At 65.5% G+C, this 17505-nt stretch carries 19 protein-coding genes; 16 read left to right on the forward strand and 3 right to left on the reverse strand.

Annotation, left to right across the window (positions count from 1 at the left end; translation table 11 throughout):
* The first annotated feature begins 164 nt into the window (after positions 1 to 164).
* The 5 genes from NRB20_RS05640 to NRB20_RS05660 all read left to right on the forward strand — a co-directional run bounded on the left by NRB20_RS05640 (position 165) and on the right by NRB20_RS05660 (position 4496).
* The gene (locus NRB20_RS05640; protein ID WP_319944511.1) at positions 165 to 1106 is read left to right on the forward strand and encodes a DUF4129 domain-containing protein; all 942 of its coding nucleotides are present in this window, start codon (positions 165 to 167) and stop codon (positions 1104 to 1106) included.
* Between the two features lie 79 nt (positions 1107 to 1185).
* Positions 1186 to 1707, forward strand: coding sequence for a hypothetical protein (locus NRB20_RS05645; protein WP_153408139.1), 522 nt, complete (start codon positions 1186 to 1188; stop codon positions 1705 to 1707).
* 32 nt (positions 1708 to 1739) lie between these two features.
* On the forward strand, positions 1740 to 2702 hold the full coding sequence (locus NRB20_RS05650) for an AAA family ATPase (RefSeq protein WP_153408140.1): 963 nt from the start codon (positions 1740 to 1742) through the stop codon (positions 2700 to 2702).
* A gap of 94 nt (positions 2703 to 2796) precedes the next feature.
* A complete protein-coding gene (locus tag NRB20_RS05655) occupies positions 2797 to 4071 on the forward strand; it encodes a DUF58 domain-containing protein (RefSeq protein WP_319944512.1) in 1275 nt (424 codons plus the stop codon).
* Positions 4068 to 4496 (forward strand): hypothetical protein, encoded by a 429-nt coding sequence (locus NRB20_RS05660; protein ID WP_153408141.1) that lies wholly within the window; start codon positions 4068 to 4070, stop codon positions 4494 to 4496. The genes NRB20_RS05655 and NRB20_RS05660 overlap by 4 nt, the downstream gene beginning before the upstream one ends.
* A gap of 258 nt (positions 4497 to 4754) precedes the next feature.
* On the opposite strand, the gene NRB20_RS05665 is transcribed toward NRB20_RS05660, so the two are convergent.
* On the reverse strand, positions 4755 to 5153 hold the full coding sequence (locus tag NRB20_RS05665) for a prevent-host-death protein (protein ID WP_153408143.1): 399 nt from the start codon (positions 5151 to 5153) through the stop codon (positions 4755 to 4757).
* A gap of 975 nt (positions 5154 to 6128) precedes the next feature.
* On the opposite strand from NRB20_RS05665, the gene NRB20_RS05670 reads away from it, so the two are divergent.
* From NRB20_RS05670 to NRB20_RS05695, 6 genes are all read left to right on the forward strand, one after another.
* Positions 6129 to 7022, forward strand: a complete 894-nt coding sequence (locus NRB20_RS05670; protein ID WP_153408145.1) for a DUF5753 domain-containing protein — start codon at positions 6129 to 6131, stop codon at positions 7020 to 7022.
* Entirely contained in the window at positions 7019 to 7219 is a 201-nt protein-coding gene (locus tag NRB20_RS05675) for a DUF397 domain-containing protein (RefSeq protein WP_319944513.1), read from the forward strand. Before NRB20_RS05670 ends, NRB20_RS05675 begins: the two co-directional genes overlap by 4 nt.
* Positions 7220 to 7488: 269 nt before the next feature.
* Entirely contained in the window at positions 7489 to 8043 is a 555-nt protein-coding gene (locus NRB20_RS05680) for a DUF3558 domain-containing protein (RefSeq protein WP_194289734.1), read from the forward strand.
* A 74-nt stretch (positions 8044 to 8117) separates the two neighbouring features.
* Positions 8118 to 8531 carry a hypothetical protein gene (locus tag NRB20_RS05685; RefSeq protein WP_153408148.1) on the forward strand — a complete coding sequence of 138 codons (414 nt, stop codon included), beginning with the start codon at positions 8118 to 8120 and terminating at the stop codon, positions 8529 to 8531.
* Positions 8531 to 9877, forward strand: coding sequence for a hypothetical protein (locus NRB20_RS05690; protein WP_153408155.1), 1347 nt, complete (start codon positions 8531 to 8533; stop codon positions 9875 to 9877). The genes NRB20_RS05685 and NRB20_RS05690 overlap by 1 nt, the downstream gene beginning before the upstream one ends.
* A complete protein-coding gene (locus tag NRB20_RS05695; protein WP_194289735.1) occupies positions 9874 to 10635 on the forward strand; it encodes an ESX secretion-associated protein EspG in 762 nt (253 codons plus the stop codon). The genes NRB20_RS05690 and NRB20_RS05695 overlap by 4 nt, the downstream gene beginning before the upstream one ends.
* Before the next feature lie 42 nt (positions 10636 to 10677).
* Here NRB20_RS05695 and NRB20_RS05700 read toward each other — a convergent pair whose 3' ends face one another.
* Positions 10678 to 11430, reverse strand: coding sequence for a hypothetical protein (locus tag NRB20_RS05700; protein WP_153408157.1), 753 nt, complete (start codon positions 11428 to 11430; stop codon positions 10678 to 10680).
* A gap of 114 nt (positions 11431 to 11544) precedes the next feature.
* Between NRB20_RS05700 and NRB20_RS05705 the strand changes: the two genes are divergently transcribed.
* Positions 11545 to 12183 carry a Uma2 family endonuclease gene (locus NRB20_RS05705; protein ID WP_319944514.1) on the forward strand — a complete coding sequence of 213 codons (639 nt, stop codon included), beginning with the start codon at positions 11545 to 11547 and terminating at the stop codon, positions 12181 to 12183.
* Between the two features lie 106 nt (positions 12184 to 12289).
* Here NRB20_RS05705 and NRB20_RS05710 read toward each other — a convergent pair whose 3' ends face one another.
* Entirely contained in the window at positions 12290 to 13213 is a 924-nt protein-coding gene (locus tag NRB20_RS05710; RefSeq protein ID WP_319944515.1) for a LysR family transcriptional regulator, read from the reverse strand.
* Positions 13214 to 13348: 135 nt separating this feature from the next.
* On the opposite strand from NRB20_RS05710, the gene NRB20_RS05715 reads away from it, so the two are divergent.
* From NRB20_RS05715 to NRB20_RS05730, 4 genes are all read left to right on the forward strand, one after another.
* Positions 13349 to 14173 carry an inositol monophosphatase family protein gene (locus tag NRB20_RS05715; RefSeq protein ID WP_153408161.1) on the forward strand — a complete coding sequence of 275 codons (825 nt, stop codon included), beginning with the start codon at positions 13349 to 13351 and terminating at the stop codon, positions 14171 to 14173.
* Positions 14174 to 14198: 25 nt separating this feature from the next.
* Positions 14199 to 14795 carry an NADPH-dependent F420 reductase gene (locus tag NRB20_RS05720; RefSeq protein WP_153408163.1) on the forward strand — a complete coding sequence of 199 codons (597 nt, stop codon included), beginning with the start codon at positions 14199 to 14201 and terminating at the stop codon, positions 14793 to 14795.
* 537 nt (positions 14796 to 15332) lie between these two features.
* Positions 15333 to 15776 carry a hypothetical protein gene (locus NRB20_RS05725; RefSeq protein ID WP_153408165.1) on the forward strand — a complete coding sequence of 148 codons (444 nt, stop codon included), beginning with the start codon at positions 15333 to 15335 and terminating at the stop codon, positions 15774 to 15776.
* Positions 15777 to 16114: 338 nt separating this feature from the next.
* A complete protein-coding gene (locus NRB20_RS05730; RefSeq protein ID WP_153408167.1) occupies positions 16115 to 17356 on the forward strand; it encodes a wax ester/triacylglycerol synthase domain-containing protein in 1242 nt (413 codons plus the stop codon).
* Positions 17357 to 17505 lie beyond the last annotated feature (149 nt).

The following is a 17505-nucleotide window of genomic DNA, read 5'->3' on the forward strand; positions in this document are numbered from 1 at the left end:
GGCCGGTCCGTTGTGCTGATTCACAAACTTTTCCGATGCTGCCTCGAGCGCGTGGGCTATACGCGGTAGAAATGCGGTTGGTCTGGCCGTTTCGCCTCTCCCGGACCGTTCGGCATGTAACGATGTGCCTGTTTGTTGCAGTGCTATGTATTGGAGAGCAGCCCGTGGTCGGGGTGGGTACGGCGATACCGCGTGCGATCGGGTTGATCGCACTGCTCGCGCTCGTGGTCATCGCGTTGCGTGGATATCTGCCGGGTGGTAGCGGGCCGCACATCGGGTCGCCGCCGTCGGTGATCGCCGTGGCGTTGATGCCGGTGTTGTCGCTGGTGTCGGTCGTGATTCTGCTGGCGGGTGTGATCACCAGCCAGCATCGGCTGCCGCTGGCGCTGCCCGACGCGCATCCGGATCGGGTGCGGCGGCCGGTGCGGATGGGCCGGTTGGGTCTGTTCCTGGTCGTCGGGCTGGCGGTGCTCGCCGTGTTCGGCGCGCTGAGCTGGGCGATCTATCAGCTGAGTGTGGCGCATCCGGTGTCGCCGTCGCAGGGATCGGGTGCGCGACCGACGCCGGTGCCGCCGAGCACCACGGGGCCGCCGCCGTCGTCGTCGGGGCCGAATGTCGAACCGCCGCTGAGCACCGACGCCATGATCGTCATCGGCGTTTCCGCGGGGGCGTTGATTCTCGCGGCGATCGTGGGGTTGATCGTGGTCGGGGTCGGTACGCGACGTCGCGTGCACGCACCGGCCGCCGAAGCCGAGGCCGCGCCGGTGGCGCCGCCGGTGTCGCTCGCGCAGGTCGCCGAGATGGGCCTGGCCGCGATGATCGCCTCCGGCAAGGACGCGCGGGCGGCCATCATCGCATGTTATGTCGCGATGGAGAGCGGTCTGGCCCGTGCGCGGGAGGTGGCGCCGCTGATCTCCGATACGCCTTCGGAGGTGCTGGCTCGCGCCTTCGACCGCGGCGTGCTGCGGGACGCTTCGGCTCGTGAGCTGGTCATTTTGTTCGAGGAGGCGCGTTTCAGCCCGCATTCGATGTTGGAGTGGCAGCGTATGCGAGCGGAACAGTTGTTGCGCATCGTGCTGGGCGATCTACAGAGGGCCGAATCGTGACCGTGCGCGCTGCGGATGAGTTGCCGAAAAGGCTTGCTGCTCAACATATATCGCTCGAATCGAGCGGCGAGGTGAGGCCATGACCGGATTGTCCGAATGGGGGCGGGGTGCGGTCGTGGGTGGGTCGATCGCGTTCATCCTGCTGATCGAGGCGATCGGCTACGACAATCAGCGCGCACTGCTCCCGGTACTCACAGGGGTACTGGTGTTGTTCGCGGTGGGGATGCTGGTGCGGTCGCTGGCCGAGCGGAAGAAATCCGACGGTCCGGCCGATCCGGCGGACAGTGATATCGAGAACGGGCCTGCGGAGATGTTGTTCCGCTGGCGGGCCCGCGCGGAGATGCTCGTCGACCGAGCCGACGGCAGCCGCGCGGACTGGGATCGGCATCTGCGGCCGCTACTGGCCAAGGAGTTCGAACTGTCGAGCGGACATCGCATCGCCAAGGACCGGCGGGCCACCGAGGCCGCGGGCCGGCTGCAATTCGGGCCGGAACTGTGGCGCTGGGTGGATCCGGCCGATTCTCAACTGCGCGATGACAATTCGCGTGCACCGGGACGTGCCGCGCTGGACGAGATCCTGCGTCGGCTTCAAGAAATGTAGAAACAGGGTTGGAAACACGTGCGAGTTCAGTCATGACGAAACCTTTGGACGCGACCGTCAAGCGCACCGACGCGGTGTTGCGTGAGGTGGGGCGGGTCGTGGTCGGTAAGCAGAACGAATTGCAGCTGATCATGATCGCGGTACTCGCGGGCGGGCATGTCCTGATCGAGGATCTCCCCGGGCTGGGCAAGACGCTCATCGCCCGATCCTTCGCCGCGGCACTGGGTTTGAACTTCACCCGGGTGCAGTTCACCCCCGACCTACTACCGGCGGACCTGATCGGTTCGACCATCTACGACATGAATTCGGGCCGGTTCAACTTCCGCAAGGGCCCCGTCTTCGCGAATATGCTGCTGGCCGACGAGATCAACCGCACGCCACCCAAGACCCAGGCCGCGCTGCTCGAGGCGATGGCCGAGGGCCAGGTCAGCATCGACGGCGAAACCTTCCCGCTGCCACAGCCTTTCATCGTGCTGGCCACCGACAACCCGATCGAGTACGAGGGCACCTACCCGCTGCCCGAGGCTCAGCTCGACCGTTTCGCACTGCAACTGCGTCTGGGGTACCTGTCCGAGGAGGACGAGACCCAGATGATCCGACGTCGCCTCGAAAGGGGTTCCGTCCCACCGCAAGTCGGCCAGGTTGTGGATGCGGCCGGACTGCTCGAGATGCGGCACGCGGTCGAATTCGTCACCGTGCACCCGGACGTCGTCGGCTACGTCGTGTCGCTGGCCGCCGCAACCCGCAGCCATCCGCAGGTCGAGGTAGGCGCGAGCCCCCGCGCGGAACTCGACCTGATCCAAATGGCCCGTGCCCGAGCGCTTTTGCAGAGCCGCGATTACGTTGTCCCGGAAGATGTCAAGGCCCTTGCGATTCCGGCCATAGCCCACCGCATCACGTTGCGACCCGAGATGTGGGTGCGGCGTATCCGCGGTGAGGACGTTATCGCCGAATTGCTTCGCCGCCTGCGTGTTCCGCGGGCAGTAGGGGCATGAGCGGGCGTGGCGCGGGGGGTGTGGGCGCGGCGGGTGATGCGGCTGTGCGCGCGGGCATGGTCGCCACCGACCTGGTGAGTGTGGGGGAGTTGTTGTGAGGCATAGGGATTCGAGTTCGGCTACCGAGGCGGAGTTGCGGTGGCGGCCTGCTGCGTTGATCTACATGTTGGCTGTGGTGGGGGGGATTGCGTTGGCGGGGGCGGTGGTTTTGGGGCGGTGGCAGTTGGTGGTGTTCGCCGCGCCTATGTTGGGGGTTTTGGCGAGTGCGCCGATTCAGTTGGCGCGGACCAAGATTCAGGTTGACGGTGGCGGTGTGCTGCGGTGCTTCGAGGGGGAGGAGGTGGTGCTCTCGGCGGCGGCGTTCGTCGAGGACGGGCATGCGTTGTTGCGGTGTAAGCCCGAGCAGCTCGACGGGATGGAGCTGCGGGTGGAGAAGTCCGTCGATTCGGGGACCGCGCCCGCGGGGTTGCGGATGGCGTTGTCGGCCGCGCGGTGGGGGCGGTATCCGATGCGGATTCGGGTGACGGCGTTGAGTCCGGCCGGGTTGGCGACCGCGGCGGTGAGTCTGCCCGCGGGGCAGGTGTACGTGTATCCGGTGGCCGATCCGCAGCCGATGCGGTTGCCGCGCACCGAATATCCCGAACGGATCGGCACCCACCTGACGCGGCGGCACGGGCCCGGCGTGGAGTACGCCGACATTCGCGCGTACACCCCGGGCGATCCGCTGCGCACGGTGAACTGGTCGGTGAGTGCGCGCCGGGGCAGGCTGCACGTCACCGAGCGGCTCACCAACCGAGCAGCGGATGTCGTTGTTCTGCTTGATCATTCGATGCAGGCACCGGGTCCGGCGGCGGATTCGCTGGAGTTGTCGGTGCGCGGTGCGGCGCAGGTCGCGCAGAGCGCGTTGCAGGCGGGCGACCGTACGGCCGTGGTCTGCCTGGGGCAGTCGCCGCGCTGGCTGCGCGCGGACATCGGGCGGCGGCAGTTCTATCGCATCGTCGACACCGTGCTCGACGTCGGCGAGGAACACATGTCCACCTCCGGCTCGCTGGCCCCGCATTCGGCGGTGCCGCTGGGCGCGATCGTGGTGGCGTTCTCGACGCTGCTGGACACCGAGTTCGCGCTCGCGCTGATCGATCTGCGTAAGCGCGGACACGTCGTGGTGGTCGTGGATGTGTTGCGCGGCACGCCTTTTCGTGAGGAGCTGGATCCGACGATGGCGCGTATGTGGCAGCTGGAACGGATGGCGATGTACCGGGACATGGGGACGGTCGGGGTCGATATCGTGGCCTGGGCCGAGGGCACCCGGCTGGATCAGGTGATGCGATTGATCCCGGACCGCCGACGACTGGTGCGGGTGCGGCGATGACCAGATTCCTCGCGGTCCTGTCCGGCCTGCTGCTGATCACGGCGGTCGGCATCGTCATGCCCTGGTTCGCGATCGCGGCCGCGGTGTTCGTGGTCGCCGGATGGTGGTCGCGGGTCTGCGCGGTGGGTGCGGTGCTGGTCGCGCTCGGCGCGCTGGCCTGGGCCGATTCCAGCGTCCTCGCCGCCGCCGCGACCGGACTGGTCGCCACCACCTACTTGCTCAACACCGCCACGGTGTCCGCGCCGATCGGAGTCGTTCCCACGACATTGCCGTCGGTGGCGGGGGCGGTGAGTTTCGCTGCCGTCGCCGTTATCGCGACCGAGGTGCCGGTGCGGTTCGAATGGGTGCCGTTGGCTGCGCCGGTGCTGGCTGTGTTGGTTTTCGCGGTGGTTGTGCATGGGGTGGCTGCGCGGGCGGATGATTGAGTCGCTGTGTCAGGGCCGGGCGTGGTGGTTGGGCGGGGTCATGAAGAGGGTCTGCCTGCGGTGATGCTGGGCACAATTTTGCCGAGGTAACTACTACGGCTTGTAGTGTCAGGGGTATGTGGATCATTCCTGTTGTCGCCGTTATCTGTGCCGTTGCGATCGGTGGCCTGTTCTCGACCGGGTTCCCGAAGGACTAGTTCGGGCTCGGTTGCTCGGATCTCGTTCGGTGCGGGGCTGATTCGGGCGGGTGGGCTCGGTTCAGTAGAGGTGGATGCAGGCGCCGGTGATGGCCCACTCGCGTAGTTGGGTGTCGTCGCTGAGGTGGATCAGTTGTCGTAGGACCCATTCGCCGTAGTTGTGGGGGCGGTGTTCGTGGGTTTGGGTGCGGAGTGCGGTGAGTGCCGCTGTGATGGCGGTGTCGATGTCGGTGGCCTCGACGGCGATCGGGAGGCTGCGGACCGTTACCGACCAGGAACCGTTCTCGCGCACCACTTCTACCGGTGACGGGCACAGGGCGGCCAGGGCTGTGCGGAGTTGGTCGGCGTCGGTTAGTGCTATTCGGGTTGTGCGCCATTCTATGAGCGCCACGTTTCCCGTCGCTGCGGCGTTCAGGTGAGGTTCCAGCGAGGGGACTGTCGCCTCTGGGGTTTCGGGCATCGGGTGCTTCCAATCATGTTGTAGGTCAAGGGGTTTGGCGTGTCGGGGGGCGAGTTGCGTGCTGCGTCGTGAGGGTCTCGTTCGCGCCCAGGACTGTTCACGGCGTGTTGGCGTCCCTGGTTCTCGCCGGGCTTGATGACCGAGGGGCAGGCCCCGATGACCGAGGGGACGGGCGTCTCGGCGGTCGTATTCCGGGCGATCGCGGAGACGTCGGGCGTGCCGCACCGGCGGGTAACGGGTTGCGCGGCAGGCGGTTCCGAACTCTCGGTCATCGGGGTGGGGTCAGTAGACAACGGAATCATGTTGTTGTGCAGGTCTATTCGTGGTTTTCGGTGGATAACCGTCGGGGGTCCGGTGGGTGGTGGTTCATCGAGGACGGGTCCAGTGCGAAGGGGTCCGGATCGGACGACATCTGTGGGTTGTCGCCGCATCGTGTCGCGCTGTCGGTAGCCGCGCTGCCTCGATTCCGCCGCTGACGCCGGCCGAGTGGATCACGTTGGTGGTCTCGGATACGGCTTCGAAATCGGGGTGTGAAGAGGATTTCGATGGAAGTATCGCGAGTTTCGGAGAGACGGAAATCATTGCGGATATTGCGATCGGGAGTGGAATTATCTGCGTGAGCGGGATCGGGAATTCGCTTTGGAACTGTTCCAAAGTGGTTGGGTTCCAATGGGATTGCGGGGTTGGCAAGGGGGATGGATGTGGTTAATATGGGCGATCTCGGCGGTCGTTTTCCGGGCGATTGCACAGGTGTCTCGGGCGGGTCACACGGCTGGGAAAGGATTGTGTGGCGGGCGATTCCGGGAAATCCCGGTCATCGGGGTGAATCAGTGGATACCGGAACTGTGTTCGTCATGCATGCCTATTCGAACCTTTCGCGGATGTCCGTCGGGTGTCCGGTGTGCGGGGGTTCAGCGGGAATAGGTCCAGTACAAGGGGGTCCGGGATGGACCGCCTCGGAAAGTGAGGTTCGAAATGTCAGGTGGGTCAACGCTTCCCCGGCGGGCGCTCGGGCGGCGACTGCGGGCGCTGCGGGTCGCGGCGCAGAAGAGCAAGCTCGCGGCCGCGGTGGCGATCGAGATTTCGAAATCGGGGCTGGGTAGGTTGGAAGATGGTGAGCCTGTGCGGATTTGCACTGCGCAGTTTCATCAGTTGTTGGAGTTGTACGGGGCTGATGAGGCGGCGGCTGCCGAGATTATGGGGTTGGTGCAGGAGGTTCGGGCCACCAAGGGTGATCCGACCACCGGTTGGTGGCGGGCATATTCCGATGTGGTGAACCCGCATTTCGACCACTTCATGGGACTCGAGCAGGCGTGCTCGCGGATGACGACCTTCCAACTGACGCTGTTGCCGGGCTTGCTCCAGACCGCGGCGTATCGGCGATGGATCGTTGGCATCACCGACCCGCAGATGTCGGCAGCAGATGTGGATCGGCGGCTCGAACTGATTGCTCGACGACAGCGCAGAATCGTTGAAGATCAAGACTTTTCGCTGGAAGTGCTGCTGTCGGAGTCGGCGGTGCGGCATCAGGTCGGCGGCCGGGTCGTGATGCGCGAACAGGCTCGCCACCTGGTGAGCGTCGGGAATCTGCCGAACGTTTCGATCCGCGTGATCCCCATCGATGCTGGTGCGCATCCTGGCCTGGTCGTGCAGTCTTTCACGCTGTTCGAATTCCCCGTACAGCAGCAGGTGCGATTGACCGAACCGCCAGTTGTGTTCGTAGAGGGCTTCACTGGCGCTCTGTTCCTCGAAGACGTTGCTGTGGTCGAGCGTCACAAGTCGACCATGGCGGACCTTCGGCAGGTAGCGTTGAGTGAGGGGGACACCAGGCTGCTGGTGGAAGGTATCGCAGAGGAGTACGCACCGTGACCACGGAATTTTCTGGCGTGAGCTGGTTCAAGAGCAGTTATAGCCAGGCGGGTGGCGACTGTGTGGAGGTCGCCCAGCTCGCCACCGGCGCGGTTGGCGTCCGTGACTCGAAGAACCCCGCCGGCCCCGCACTGGTTTTCACTCCTGCCGAATGGGATGCGTTCACCGATGGAGTCAAGGCCGGTTGGTTCCGTTAGTCCGACGACCGACTGCTTGCGCTGGGTGTAGAGCTGCGCAGCCGGTTGCCCTGGCTGCTCAGCTCTCGACTTTCCGGGACTCGGCTTCTCCGACTTCTGGAGCGGCACAAGCGCATTCGGAACTCGGAGACCGGATGTCCAGCGCTTTCCGAAACAATCTTGATCGGCCTGGAACCGCGAGGCTCTCCGATGCGTCATACCCTATGAGGCGTAGTCCGTGCTAGCTCAGGAGGGAAATGCGCACCATCACAGCCCCGGGGAGGATGGCCGTGAGCGCGGCGCTGACCGGAGTCGCCGTCGTCGGCCTGGTCACCGGCTGCACGAAAGAGACCACCGGGACACCGGCCGCGAGCCCGACGACGACCGGCGCAGGTCATCTCGATGAAGCGCTTTGGAACCCTTGCAACCTGGTATCGGCTGACGCACTTCAAGCCGCCAAGCTCGATCCCGCCAGCAAGGTCACTGGCATCGACGTCAATGGTGCCGTGAACACCACTGAGAAGTCGTGCGCGTGGACTTCGACGGAAGGTCCGTACCAGGTGGGTGTTGCAGCGGATCGCTTCACGCTGGATCAGGTACGCGCTAACACTGCCCTGACCGTAATTGGCGATGTTCAAGTCGGGTCGCGCAAAGCAGTTACCTCCGAGGACAAGCAGGATGCCTCGGACAAGCTGACCTGCGATGTGTCTTTCCCCTTTGCGCAGGGCACATTTGACGTCTACCTGTACTGGCGGTACAGCGAGCGAGACAAGATCACTCAGTCGCCACCGTGCGGGCTCGCTCTGTCTCATGCGGTCGCACTGGAACCCTTCCTGCCGAAGTAAGTCGATAGCGGCACCAGGTGGACAAGCAGCGGTCCGATTGACCACACTGACATCGGGATCATGAGGAGGGGATGATGGGCGATTCATCAGACGGCACCAGTCAGCCACAGTTCGGTGATCAGCTGACCTACTGGAAGAGTCTCAAGCAGCAGGCTGAAGACGGGACGTTCACGCTTGACGCCAGTCTCGCGACGGACATGAAGAAGCATGCCGAAGCCCTGCGGCACCATCTCGAAGACGAGGCTTACCCCACTGCTCGTAGGTTGGGGCATATCGGAGGCTTCGGTACGCTGCCGTCGTCGACTGCGCTTCAATCGGCTTTCGAGGCCAAGGCGACGACCGCCCCGGACGCCCTTACGACGCAGTACAAGGCCGCGATCGACATCGCCACCACCATGCGTGACACCTACCAGATCGTCCTGAGCAAGCTGACCAGCAGTGATGATGAATCTGCGGCCGCGCTCAAGAAGCAGACGGGGAAGCTCTGATGGGGTGGGAGGACTGGGCGGAGACCCTTGGTGGCGTCGTCGGGATCGGCGTCGGTATGACGTCCAAATCCCGCAGTACCGCGGAGAATCAGAAGAACGACCGCAACAGCGCCGAGTCCAAGGCGCAGCAGCAGTACGACGACCAGCGGCGTTCGGCCAACACCAATTACGACCAGCTCAAATCCGAGCACACCGCTGGATACGACGCACCGGTCGTGGTCGGCGACAAGCGCGAAGCGTTCAACACCTGGAAGCATTCGAAGATCTGGGACACGCTCACCGATGCGGCCAACCCGACGAACGCCTCCACGATCAACGACGCCGCGACGACCTGGAAGACGCTCGCCGACAATCTCGACACCGCCAGAAACGACTTCACCAAGAACGTCGATCAGAGCGTGTCCGAGAAGATGAAGGGCAAGTCCGCCGGGGCCTTCATAGACTCGAGCCATCAGTTCGCCACCGAACTCGGCAAATTGACTGTGGCGCAACGGCTTGTCGCTCGTGGGCTGGCCTATCACGCCGACTATCTGGGGCAGGCGAAGGCTTCGATCAGTGCGCCGCCGGGATCCGGTGGGATCACGGACAAGGTTGTCGAACATCTGCCGTTGCAGAGTGTGTTCAAGGGGCCGCACTACCGCCAGCAGGAGGCCGAGCACGAGGCTCAGCGAGTTATGTCGGATGTCTATCAAAAGAATGTCATCAACGACGTAGACAGCTCTCGGCCGATCCTTCCGACCCCGAGTTCGTCGGTGAGCGGAAATGCGTTGAGCGGCAACGGAATCAGCAGTAGCGTGCCCGGTAACAGCTGGACCAGCTCCAGCAGCGGGGGCGGTAACGGGTGGACGAATGCGTCGGGGGTCGGCTCGGGGTCCGGTGGGGATTCGTCGGGCAACAGCAACTCCGGTACGTCCGGCACCTCGAGTAGTCCGGCCTCGTACACCGGCACGTCGGGGAACACCTCGACCGCTGGATATCAGAACCCGTCGCTGAGTTCGTCGCTGTCGGGGCTGAATACGACGCCGTCCAACTACTCCGGCACGGGCGGTGGCACGGGTGGCGACTACAGCGGATTCGGCGGCGGCACCAACTCGAGCACCGGTGGTGGCGCGGGTAAGAGCATTCCGGGGACCAACAGTACCGGCACCAAAACCCCCACTGCGGCAACGACTTCCGCGAAGTCGAACAATATGAGCAATATGACCGGCATGCCGCACGCGGGTAAGTCGAAGCAGGACGAAGAGGGTACTGTTTCACGTAAGGACTACTTGGTATACGACCGCGGTTCCGAACTTTTGGGAACCCAGCCCCCGGCCTTGCCGCCAGGTGGAGTCATCGGCGGATGAACGAAAACCAGTGGCGGCTGGACGGTTTGACGTTCACACTCGCACTCGAGACGCTGGGCCGGGACCGTCTGCCGTATCCGTTGCGCTATATCGCCGAGGGTGTCGAGGCGCTGGACGACTACGAGCGGATGCGGCAGCAGGCCGCGCAGAATCTGTATCGGATGGTCGGGCCCGAGCTGTACGACGCGTTCACCATATTGCTCGAACCCCAAGTGCGCGTTGAGGTTCACGGATATTTCCGCAAGGATTTCAGCGGCGTGGTCCGGATGCACGCGGGGATATCCGGGCCCATGGCCACTCTCGCGCTCCAATTGCCCGGCAGCACACCGGAATACGGCGGTGATGTGGTGATCGTGTCCGGCGCGGCGCAGTCCCTGCCCGCGCGCATCGTCGCCAACATCCCCAAATGCCGACCGGGACAACATCCTTCGATCAAGGGCCGCCGCTCCGACGTCAACGCCGTCGAATACTCCCGCAACCCCCTCTACCTCTCGCACGCCGAACAGGTCCAGCGCATAGTCCGTCGCCCCCGCTCCGCCGTCGGCGAAATCTCCGTACACCCCGGCCCCGCCGCCGACTCCCGCCCCACCCACGACGGCCGCAGCGTCCACTGGATGGACTACCTCCCCACCGACGGCCGCTACCTCCTACGCCACCACCCCGGCAACGAATTCACTCTCGACCCCGCCTCACCCGACGAACTCACCCGCACCATCCAGCGCCTGATAGCCGCCACCCAACACGCCTACGTCAGGTGAACCGCAGCTGCGTAGGCACCGCACCGAGAGCGTCAACAGCGGTCAGGTAGGGTGGTCCGCCGCCCTCACCTGGGCCAGCACTGCATGCGACTCGACGAGCGAACGTGATCGATCCTGATCTTCGGTGCCGCGCGCCAGCGCCCGATCGACGGCCTGTCGCGCTGCGCCACCGTTGAGCCATTCGATGACCTCGTGGTGCGCGTCCCCGTCGACGTTCCAGAAGGCATTGTTGGGCATCAGGGTCCCGTGCCGCAGTTTCACCTCATCGGTCAGGAAATCCCGGAGGCTGTGCACGGCCGCGGCGGTCGTCAGTCGCGACCAACTCGCCAGATTCGGCGCTACAGTGCCCACTGCTGTCCCGAACGCGGGTAACAGCGCACCGGGATCCTCGGAATCCGGATAGTCGGTGAGGACTTCGGCCCATAACGCTTCCATCAATTCGACTATCGCCTCGGCTTCGGGCCACGATTTCCAGTCCGCGCGATGCATGTGGTCGTACACGATCTCGATATCGAGAAAGTGCATTTCCCCGGTATGGCGTAACTCCAGAATGCGTGGTGTGAAATACCGCAGGTCCGCGGCAGACCCGGCCCCGAGCATTGCGACACTCGCATAGGGTTGGATATCTTCCACGCTCAGCAGCTGACGTGGTGTGCGCAGCAGCACCTCGATCTCGTCCGGTCGAAGGCAACAAGAACACGCATCGATCCGCACCGGCCGCTCTGCCTGCGCGAACACCGCGTCCAGCCCCGCGAGCACGGTACCTACCGAGCGGAATTCCCTGCTGCCCACCATCATCGGATGCTAGCAGCTCGGCCACATCAGCGGAAATGTATTGAGCGGCAACGGAATCAGCAGTAGCGTGCCCGGTAACAGCTGGACCGGTTCCAGCGGCGGGGGCGGTGACGGGTGGACCAACGTGTCGGGATCGGCATCATGCCACGACGTATCGACCGGCAATGTTGGGCCTTAACTGCCATGCATGAGGAGATCATGACGACCGAGGAGTTCGAAGAACTTGCCCGGTTGGCCGGTCGGGTGTCCGAAGGTATTCGACTGGAATACATCGGTGAGCGGTTGGGGGCCAAGGGAATACGGGACGGGGACCACGGACGGATCCTGCAGTGGCTGATCCGTGTCTTCATCATGCTCCGACCAGAGTTGTTCCTGAGCACCGAACAGGGCCTGCGGGTCGAGGAGTACCGCAAGGGGCGGGCACGCCCGGACGGGGTGCTCGCCGATGCCGACGCCTTCGTCGGGCAGGGTGAATGGGCTGATCCGGAACCGGTCCTGATGGTGGTCGAGGTGACCTCCAGCGACCGTGACACCGAACTTCGCGACCGCCGCGAGAAGCCGATCGCGTACGCCGCCACCGGAATTCCCATCTATCTGCTGATCGATCGAGAATTCGGCGAGATCACCGTCCACAGCCATCCCGCTGACAACCGCTACCAGCGCCGTGTCACCGTCTCCATCGGCGACACGGTGGAACTTCCCCACCCCCTGGACCTCGCCCTCGATACCGAGCCGCTCAAAGCCTGGATCTGACAACACCTTCCGGTGTTGTGTGGCGCTTCACGATGGCAGCTGCGCCATGGCGCAAGGGGATTCGAACCTTGTTGTCGCGTTGTCCGCGCCGTTGCGATTGGTGGTCTCAGCGGGCGGTCTCGGCCGGCCCGCTCATCGCGCTGGTCAACGTGTTTCGTGCGAGATCGCGCAGCCAGATGTGGGCGGGATCGGTGTCGTATCGCTGGTGCCAGGACAGGTACACCGGGGCCGGTGGCAGGTCGAGTGGCAGTGGGAGCAGGACCAGGCCGAGGTCGTCGGCGGCCGAGCGCGCCGTGGCTTCGGGGGTGGTGACGACGAGGTCGGAGTCCCGTGCGAATTCGTACGCGGCTCTTTCCGTGGGCGCGGTCGCCACCACGATTCGGGTGAGGTCGAGGCGCGTGAGTGCGTCGTCGAGGAGGTTGGCGAGCTTGCCGCGCCGGGAGACGGTGATGTGTTCGGCCGCGGCGTACCGAGCGGCGGTGATGGTTTCGATCAGGGTGAGCGGGTGCCCTCGCCGTACGACGACGACGTGCCGGGTCTCGGCTACTCGTTCGGCGTGGATCTCGGGCGCGGTCGGGCGGTCCGCGTTCGCGGCGAGGTCGACTTCGCCGCGACGTAGTTCGGGGGTGTCGATGCTCGACTCCGCGATGAAGCGCAGCCGCACACCGGGCGCCTGTGCGCGGGCGGCGGCGAGCAGGGCGGGACCGCTGAGGGCGACCAGTGCGTCGTGCCAGCGCAGCGTGAAGGTGCGTTCGAGCGTCGCGAGGTCGAGTTCCCGGCTCGGCGCCAGTACGTCCCGGACCTGCCGCAGCAGGTCGTGCACCTGTTCCCGGACGGCGAGCGCGTAGGGCGTGGGAGTCATCGTGCGGCCGGTGCGGACCAGGATCTGATCGCCGGTCGTGCGGCGGATCCGGGCCAGGCTTCGGCTCACCGCGGGGGCGGTGAGGTGCAGGCGGGCGGCGGCGCCGGCCACGTTGCCTTCTTCCAGGAGAGCGTCGAGCGCGGTGAGCAGGTTCAAATCCAATTGCACGACAGTCATCTTATACGTGCTTTACATGCACTTGTAGTTAACGATGGCTGTCTATACCGTCGAGGATGCGAGGCGCGCAAGCCCACGGTCGCCGCCCCGATGTCTCATCCACCTGCTCAGATAGGAGCATTTGTCATGTCCGAACCAACCCGCGCCGCCGTCGCGCACCCTGCTCCCGAGGGCATCGACCTGCTCGAACAGACCGCGACCGCCGTACGGACAGCGGGGTCGGTGCTGCGGGAGCGCTTCGGCGAGGTGGTCCGATACCGGACGCGTGACGAGTTGATGGGTGCGCTCGCCGACAACGACAACGCGGTTCTGGACAGCCTGCGACCGCGCCTCGAAGCGCTGCGTCCGGATGCCGGCTGGGTCGCGGAGGAACTGGACGGCGGTGCGCTGCCGGCGGGGGAATGGTGGGTCGTCGATCCGGCCGAAGGCAATGTCAATCACCTGCACGCGCTGCCGGAGTGGGCGGTGACCGCCACCCTCGTGCGCGACAACCGGCCTGTGCTCACCGTGGTTCACCTGCCGCTGACCGGGGAGACGTACACCGCGCTCGCCGGCGGCGGCGCCCACCTGGACGGTCGGCCGCTGCGTGTTTCCGAGACGGCGGATCTCGGGCTGAGCATCGCGGCCACGAGTCAGGCCAGGCCGGACGAGCAGGAGAACGTCGTGCGCCGCGTCGGTTCCTCGATCACCGAGATGCTCCTGGACGCGCTCGTGGTGCGGATCGCGGTGCCCGCCACCCTGCATCTGCTGAATGTGGCCGCCGGCCGGATCGACGTCTTCTGGCAGTTCGCCGGGGCTCGCGCGGACCTGCTTCCCGGAGCCCTGCTCGTCACCGAGGCCGGTGGCCGGATCTCGACCGCGGCGGGCCAGCCCTGGACCCCGGACAGCGACAGCTTCCTGGCCTCGGCGCCCGGCGTCCACACCGCCGCGGTCGCCACCCTCTCCCGCTGATCACGACACAGAAGGACCATTCATCATGAACGAAATCGCTGTCTTGGGTGGCGGCCGCGTCGGCGGTGGCCTGGCCGCCGCCCTCACCGCTGCCGGACACCGGGTGACCGTGGCCGGTCGCACCCCGGGGGCGGCCGCCGCCGCTGCCCGCACAGCCCGGATCGTCATCAATGCCACGCCGGGCGCCGGCTCGGTGGAGCGGCTGACCGCGCTGCGCGAGCAACTGCGCGGCAAGATTCTCGTGGACGTCTCCAATGCCACCGTCGACGGACCGGATGGACTGCCCGCCGGGCTGATGTACCCCGATTCGAGCCTGGCGGAACAACTTCAGGAGGCGCTGCCCGACACACATGTCGTCAAGACGCTCAACACGATGCTGTACTCGGTGATGACCGCACCCGCCGCCCTCACCCAGCCCCCGACCGCGTTCCTGTCCGGTAACGACCCGCAGGCCAAGCGGATCGTCGGCGATCTCCTCACCGAACTCGGCTGGCACCCCGAATGGATCACCGACCTCGGCGGGATCGAGACCGCCCGCGCCACCGAAGCGGCGATCCTGTTCGTACCGCACGTGATTCGATCCAGCGGGTTCGCGCCCTTCGCGATTTCGATCGCTCGCTGATTCGAGGTTCCGCTGCGCATATGACACCGCCGCCGACCGAGGCGGCACAGGTCGATCGCGTTGGAAGGTGACGCCCGCTGACGATCACTTGTGTTGCCGCGGATGGGGAGCTGGTGAAAGTCGGTCCCGACCGAGACCTCGTGGTTCCTGGTCGAGTTGGGCGGTCGACATCCGTTCTGCACCCCCTGGACCTCACCCTCGACACCGAGCCGCTCAAAGCCTGGATCTGACAACACCTTTCGGTGTCGTGTGGCGCTTCATGATGGCAGGCTGCGGTCATGAGCGCCTGGGATCTCCCGAGCGAACGACCACGGGGGCGGTTGCCGCGGAGGTGGGAAGAGTATCTGCGGTTGCGTCGGCGGGTTGCGGACCATCTCGGTTACCTACCTGAACCGGTGCGGTGAGTGCTTCAGCGGATCGGGCCGGGTGCGAATTGGATTCACGCCGGTTCTCGAGGTGGCTGCCAGGTGATTCCCAGTGAGGGACAACAGTATTGGGGTGGGCATAGCATCTTTCGGAGCCTTGGAGTGATGCGGAATGAGTCAGCGAATTGTTGGCGTCGTCGGGATTGCGGTGGTGGGGGTCGCGGCTGTCGGGGTGCTCGCGCCGGTTGCGGTGGCTGATGCGGGGGATGTGCTGGCGCCGGGGGTGGAGTGTGGGGCCATTGCGTTGCAGTGTCGTAACGACACCGGGCAGACCTATCGCATCGACTGGACCGCGACGTGTGCGTATGTGAATTCGGGGGTCCCGGCGATCGAGGTTCCGGAGCAGACCTGGATCGGGCCGCACTCGCTGATCGAGTTGGGGGTGGGGGTGAACGATGCGTACTGTCCGCCGCAAACCTGGAGCACGCCGGACAATCTGAACCAGGTGGACAACGGCGGGGTGAACGGGGCTCGGTACAGCCGTGCGGTGGTGGACAGTTCCCATACTCCGGCCCCGGCCTTGCCCTGGTCGTCGGGGACCGGATCCGCCGGGTGATTCGGTAACTCGAAATGCTGTTCCCGCAACCCTTTTCGATGCACTGCCAGCTCCTTCAGGAGCGGATCGGGCGATCGGGTCCGGTTGATGGTCGCCACGGCCGTGGTGTGTCGGGAAGGCCGGGACACTGAATTCCGTTGGGGCCGAGTGGGCTGGATGTCGCGCGTCGTGGTTGCGGTCGGGACGAATTGCGCAAGGGGCGAATGACCTTCTCGCCGTGACGATCTGTTGAACGCCGGTAAGAGGATTGTGGCCGGTATGTGAAGTTTTATTGCCGGTGCCGGAAGTTTGCGACGGGGGGATTGTGCGAGGTCGGGGCGCGTGCCACAGTCCCGATCATGTCGCTGTACCGTCCGGCTGCTCCTGATCTGCTGACGCATACGTTCCTCGCCATGGAGCAGGCCGCTCCGGATGCGAGCGATGTGTATTTCGGGGTGTTGCTGCGCTGTGGTGGGGTGGCTCCGTCGGTGGGGGAATTGCGCGCGCAGGTGATGAGCCGGGTCGGGATGGTTCCGGCGTTGACTCATCGGCTGAACGATGCGGTCGAGTGGGAGCCGGATCCGGAGTTCGATATCGAGAATCATGTGCTGGTCGCGGACGGGCCGGTCGACGTGCGGCCGGTGCGGGAGTGGATGCCGGACCCGCCGGGGCACGATCATCCGCTGTGGCGGATGTGGTTGCTGCCGGGAACGGGTGCGGAGTGGGGGTTGGCGTTCGCGGTGCATCACGGGGTGCTCGACGGGACCGGGGTGATGCGGGCGCTCGAGGTGTTGTTCGCCGGGCGGGCGGGTTCCACGGTCGACGACGAGGTGTCGGGGAGTGCGGTGGCGGCGCTGCGTGCGGTACCGAATATGTTGCGCACCTTGCGATCCGCGCCGGAGTTGAACGTGTTCGGTGAGCTCACCGGGGAGCGGCGGTCGGATACGGCGGCGGTGCCGGTGGCGCGGTTGCGGGCGATCGCGGATGCCGCGCAGGTGAGTGTCGGGCAGGTGCATCTGGTGGCGATGGCGGGTGCGGTGCGGCGGTGGACGGGCGTCGACGCGGATGTGCCGGTGTGCGTGCCGGTCGACACCCGGCGGTCCGATGAACACGATCGCAGCGGGGTGCATCTCGGGTTGGTGCGGATCGCGTTGCCGACCGCGACCGAGGATCCGATGCGGCGGATTCGTCTTGCGGCACAACGGATGTCGCAGCGACGGATGTCCTCGGCGCGGATCGGTGCGCGAGCCCTGATCGACAACGTTCCGGTGCGGTGGAGTGGTCCCGCGCTGCAACGGCTCGGCGATCGGCGGAAGGTGGCGCTGACCGCGTCGGTGTTCCGGTCCGCACCCGGGCTGAGCATTCTGGGGCGGCCCGTGGCGGATCTGTTCGCGCTGCCGTGGCTGCCGCCGGGGCACGGGTGTTTCACGATTCTCGCTCGTTACGGGGCCACGGCGACGTTGTCGGTGCTGACCGATACCGGTGTGCGCGGGGCCGATGAGCTGGCTCGGGGGTGGGCGCGGGAGGTTGCCGTGCTCGCCGACGCCGCCGGGGTCGCGCCGCACGCCGAAGACACTGCGGCGCCGGTGATGTCGACGTGATCAGCGCGAGTTGAACTCGGCGTCGCCCGGCGGACGCGCCGCGGCTACTGCTTCGTCACCGCCGCGAAGTAGATTGCGTGGGCATCAGCGAGGATGCGAATAGTTCAGCGCTCCAATGTATTTCGACATTCTTCCAACACCCGGCCAGG

The sequence above is a fragment of the Nocardia macrotermitis genome (assembly GCF_009604405.1).
Classification (GTDB): Bacteria; Actinomycetota; Actinomycetes; order Mycobacteriales; family Mycobacteriaceae; genus Nocardia; species Nocardia macrotermitis.

Excerpts from the sequence above, each read along its gene's own strand:
- NRB20_RS05645 (WP_153408139.1), top strand. The coding sequence starts at position 1,186 with ATGACCGGATTGTCCGAATGGGGGCGGGGTGCGGTCGTGGGTGGGTCG.
- NRB20_RS05650 (WP_153408140.1), top strand. The coding sequence starts at position 1,740 with ATGACGAAACCTTTGGACGCGACCGTCAAGCGCACCGACGCGGTGTTG.
- NRB20_RS05660 (WP_153408141.1), top strand. The coding sequence starts at position 4,068 with ATGACCAGATTCCTCGCGGTCCTGTCCGGCCTGCTGCTGATCACGGCG.
- NRB20_RS05665 (WP_153408143.1), bottom strand. The coding sequence starts at position 5,153 with ATGCCCGAAACCCCAGAGGCGACAGTCCCCTCGCTGGAACCTCACCTG.
- NRB20_RS05670 (WP_153408145.1), top strand. The coding sequence starts at position 6,129 with ATGTCAGGTGGGTCAACGCTTCCCCGGCGGGCGCTCGGGCGGCGACTG.
- NRB20_RS05685 (WP_153408148.1), top strand. The coding sequence starts at position 8,118 with ATGGGCGATTCATCAGACGGCACCAGTCAGCCACAGTTCGGTGATCAG.
- NRB20_RS05690 (WP_153408155.1), top strand. The coding sequence starts at position 8,531 with ATGGGGTGGGAGGACTGGGCGGAGACCCTTGGTGGCGTCGTCGGGATC.
- NRB20_RS05695 (WP_194289735.1), top strand. The coding sequence starts at position 9,874 with ATGAACGAAAACCAGTGGCGGCTGGACGGTTTGACGTTCACACTCGCA.
- NRB20_RS05700 (WP_153408157.1), bottom strand. The coding sequence starts at position 11,430 with ATGGTGGGCAGCAGGGAATTCCGCTCGGTAGGTACCGTGCTCGCGGGG.
- NRB20_RS05715 (WP_153408161.1), top strand. The coding sequence starts at position 13,349 with ATGTCCGAACCAACCCGCGCCGCCGTCGCGCACCCTGCTCCCGAGGGC.
- NRB20_RS05720 (WP_153408163.1), top strand. The coding sequence starts at position 14,199 with ATGAACGAAATCGCTGTCTTGGGTGGCGGCCGCGTCGGCGGTGGCCTG.
- NRB20_RS05725 (WP_153408165.1), top strand. The coding sequence starts at position 15,333 with ATGAGTCAGCGAATTGTTGGCGTCGTCGGGATTGCGGTGGTGGGGGTC.
- NRB20_RS05730 (WP_153408167.1), top strand. The coding sequence starts at position 16,115 with ATGTCGCTGTACCGTCCGGCTGCTCCTGATCTGCTGACGCATACGTTC.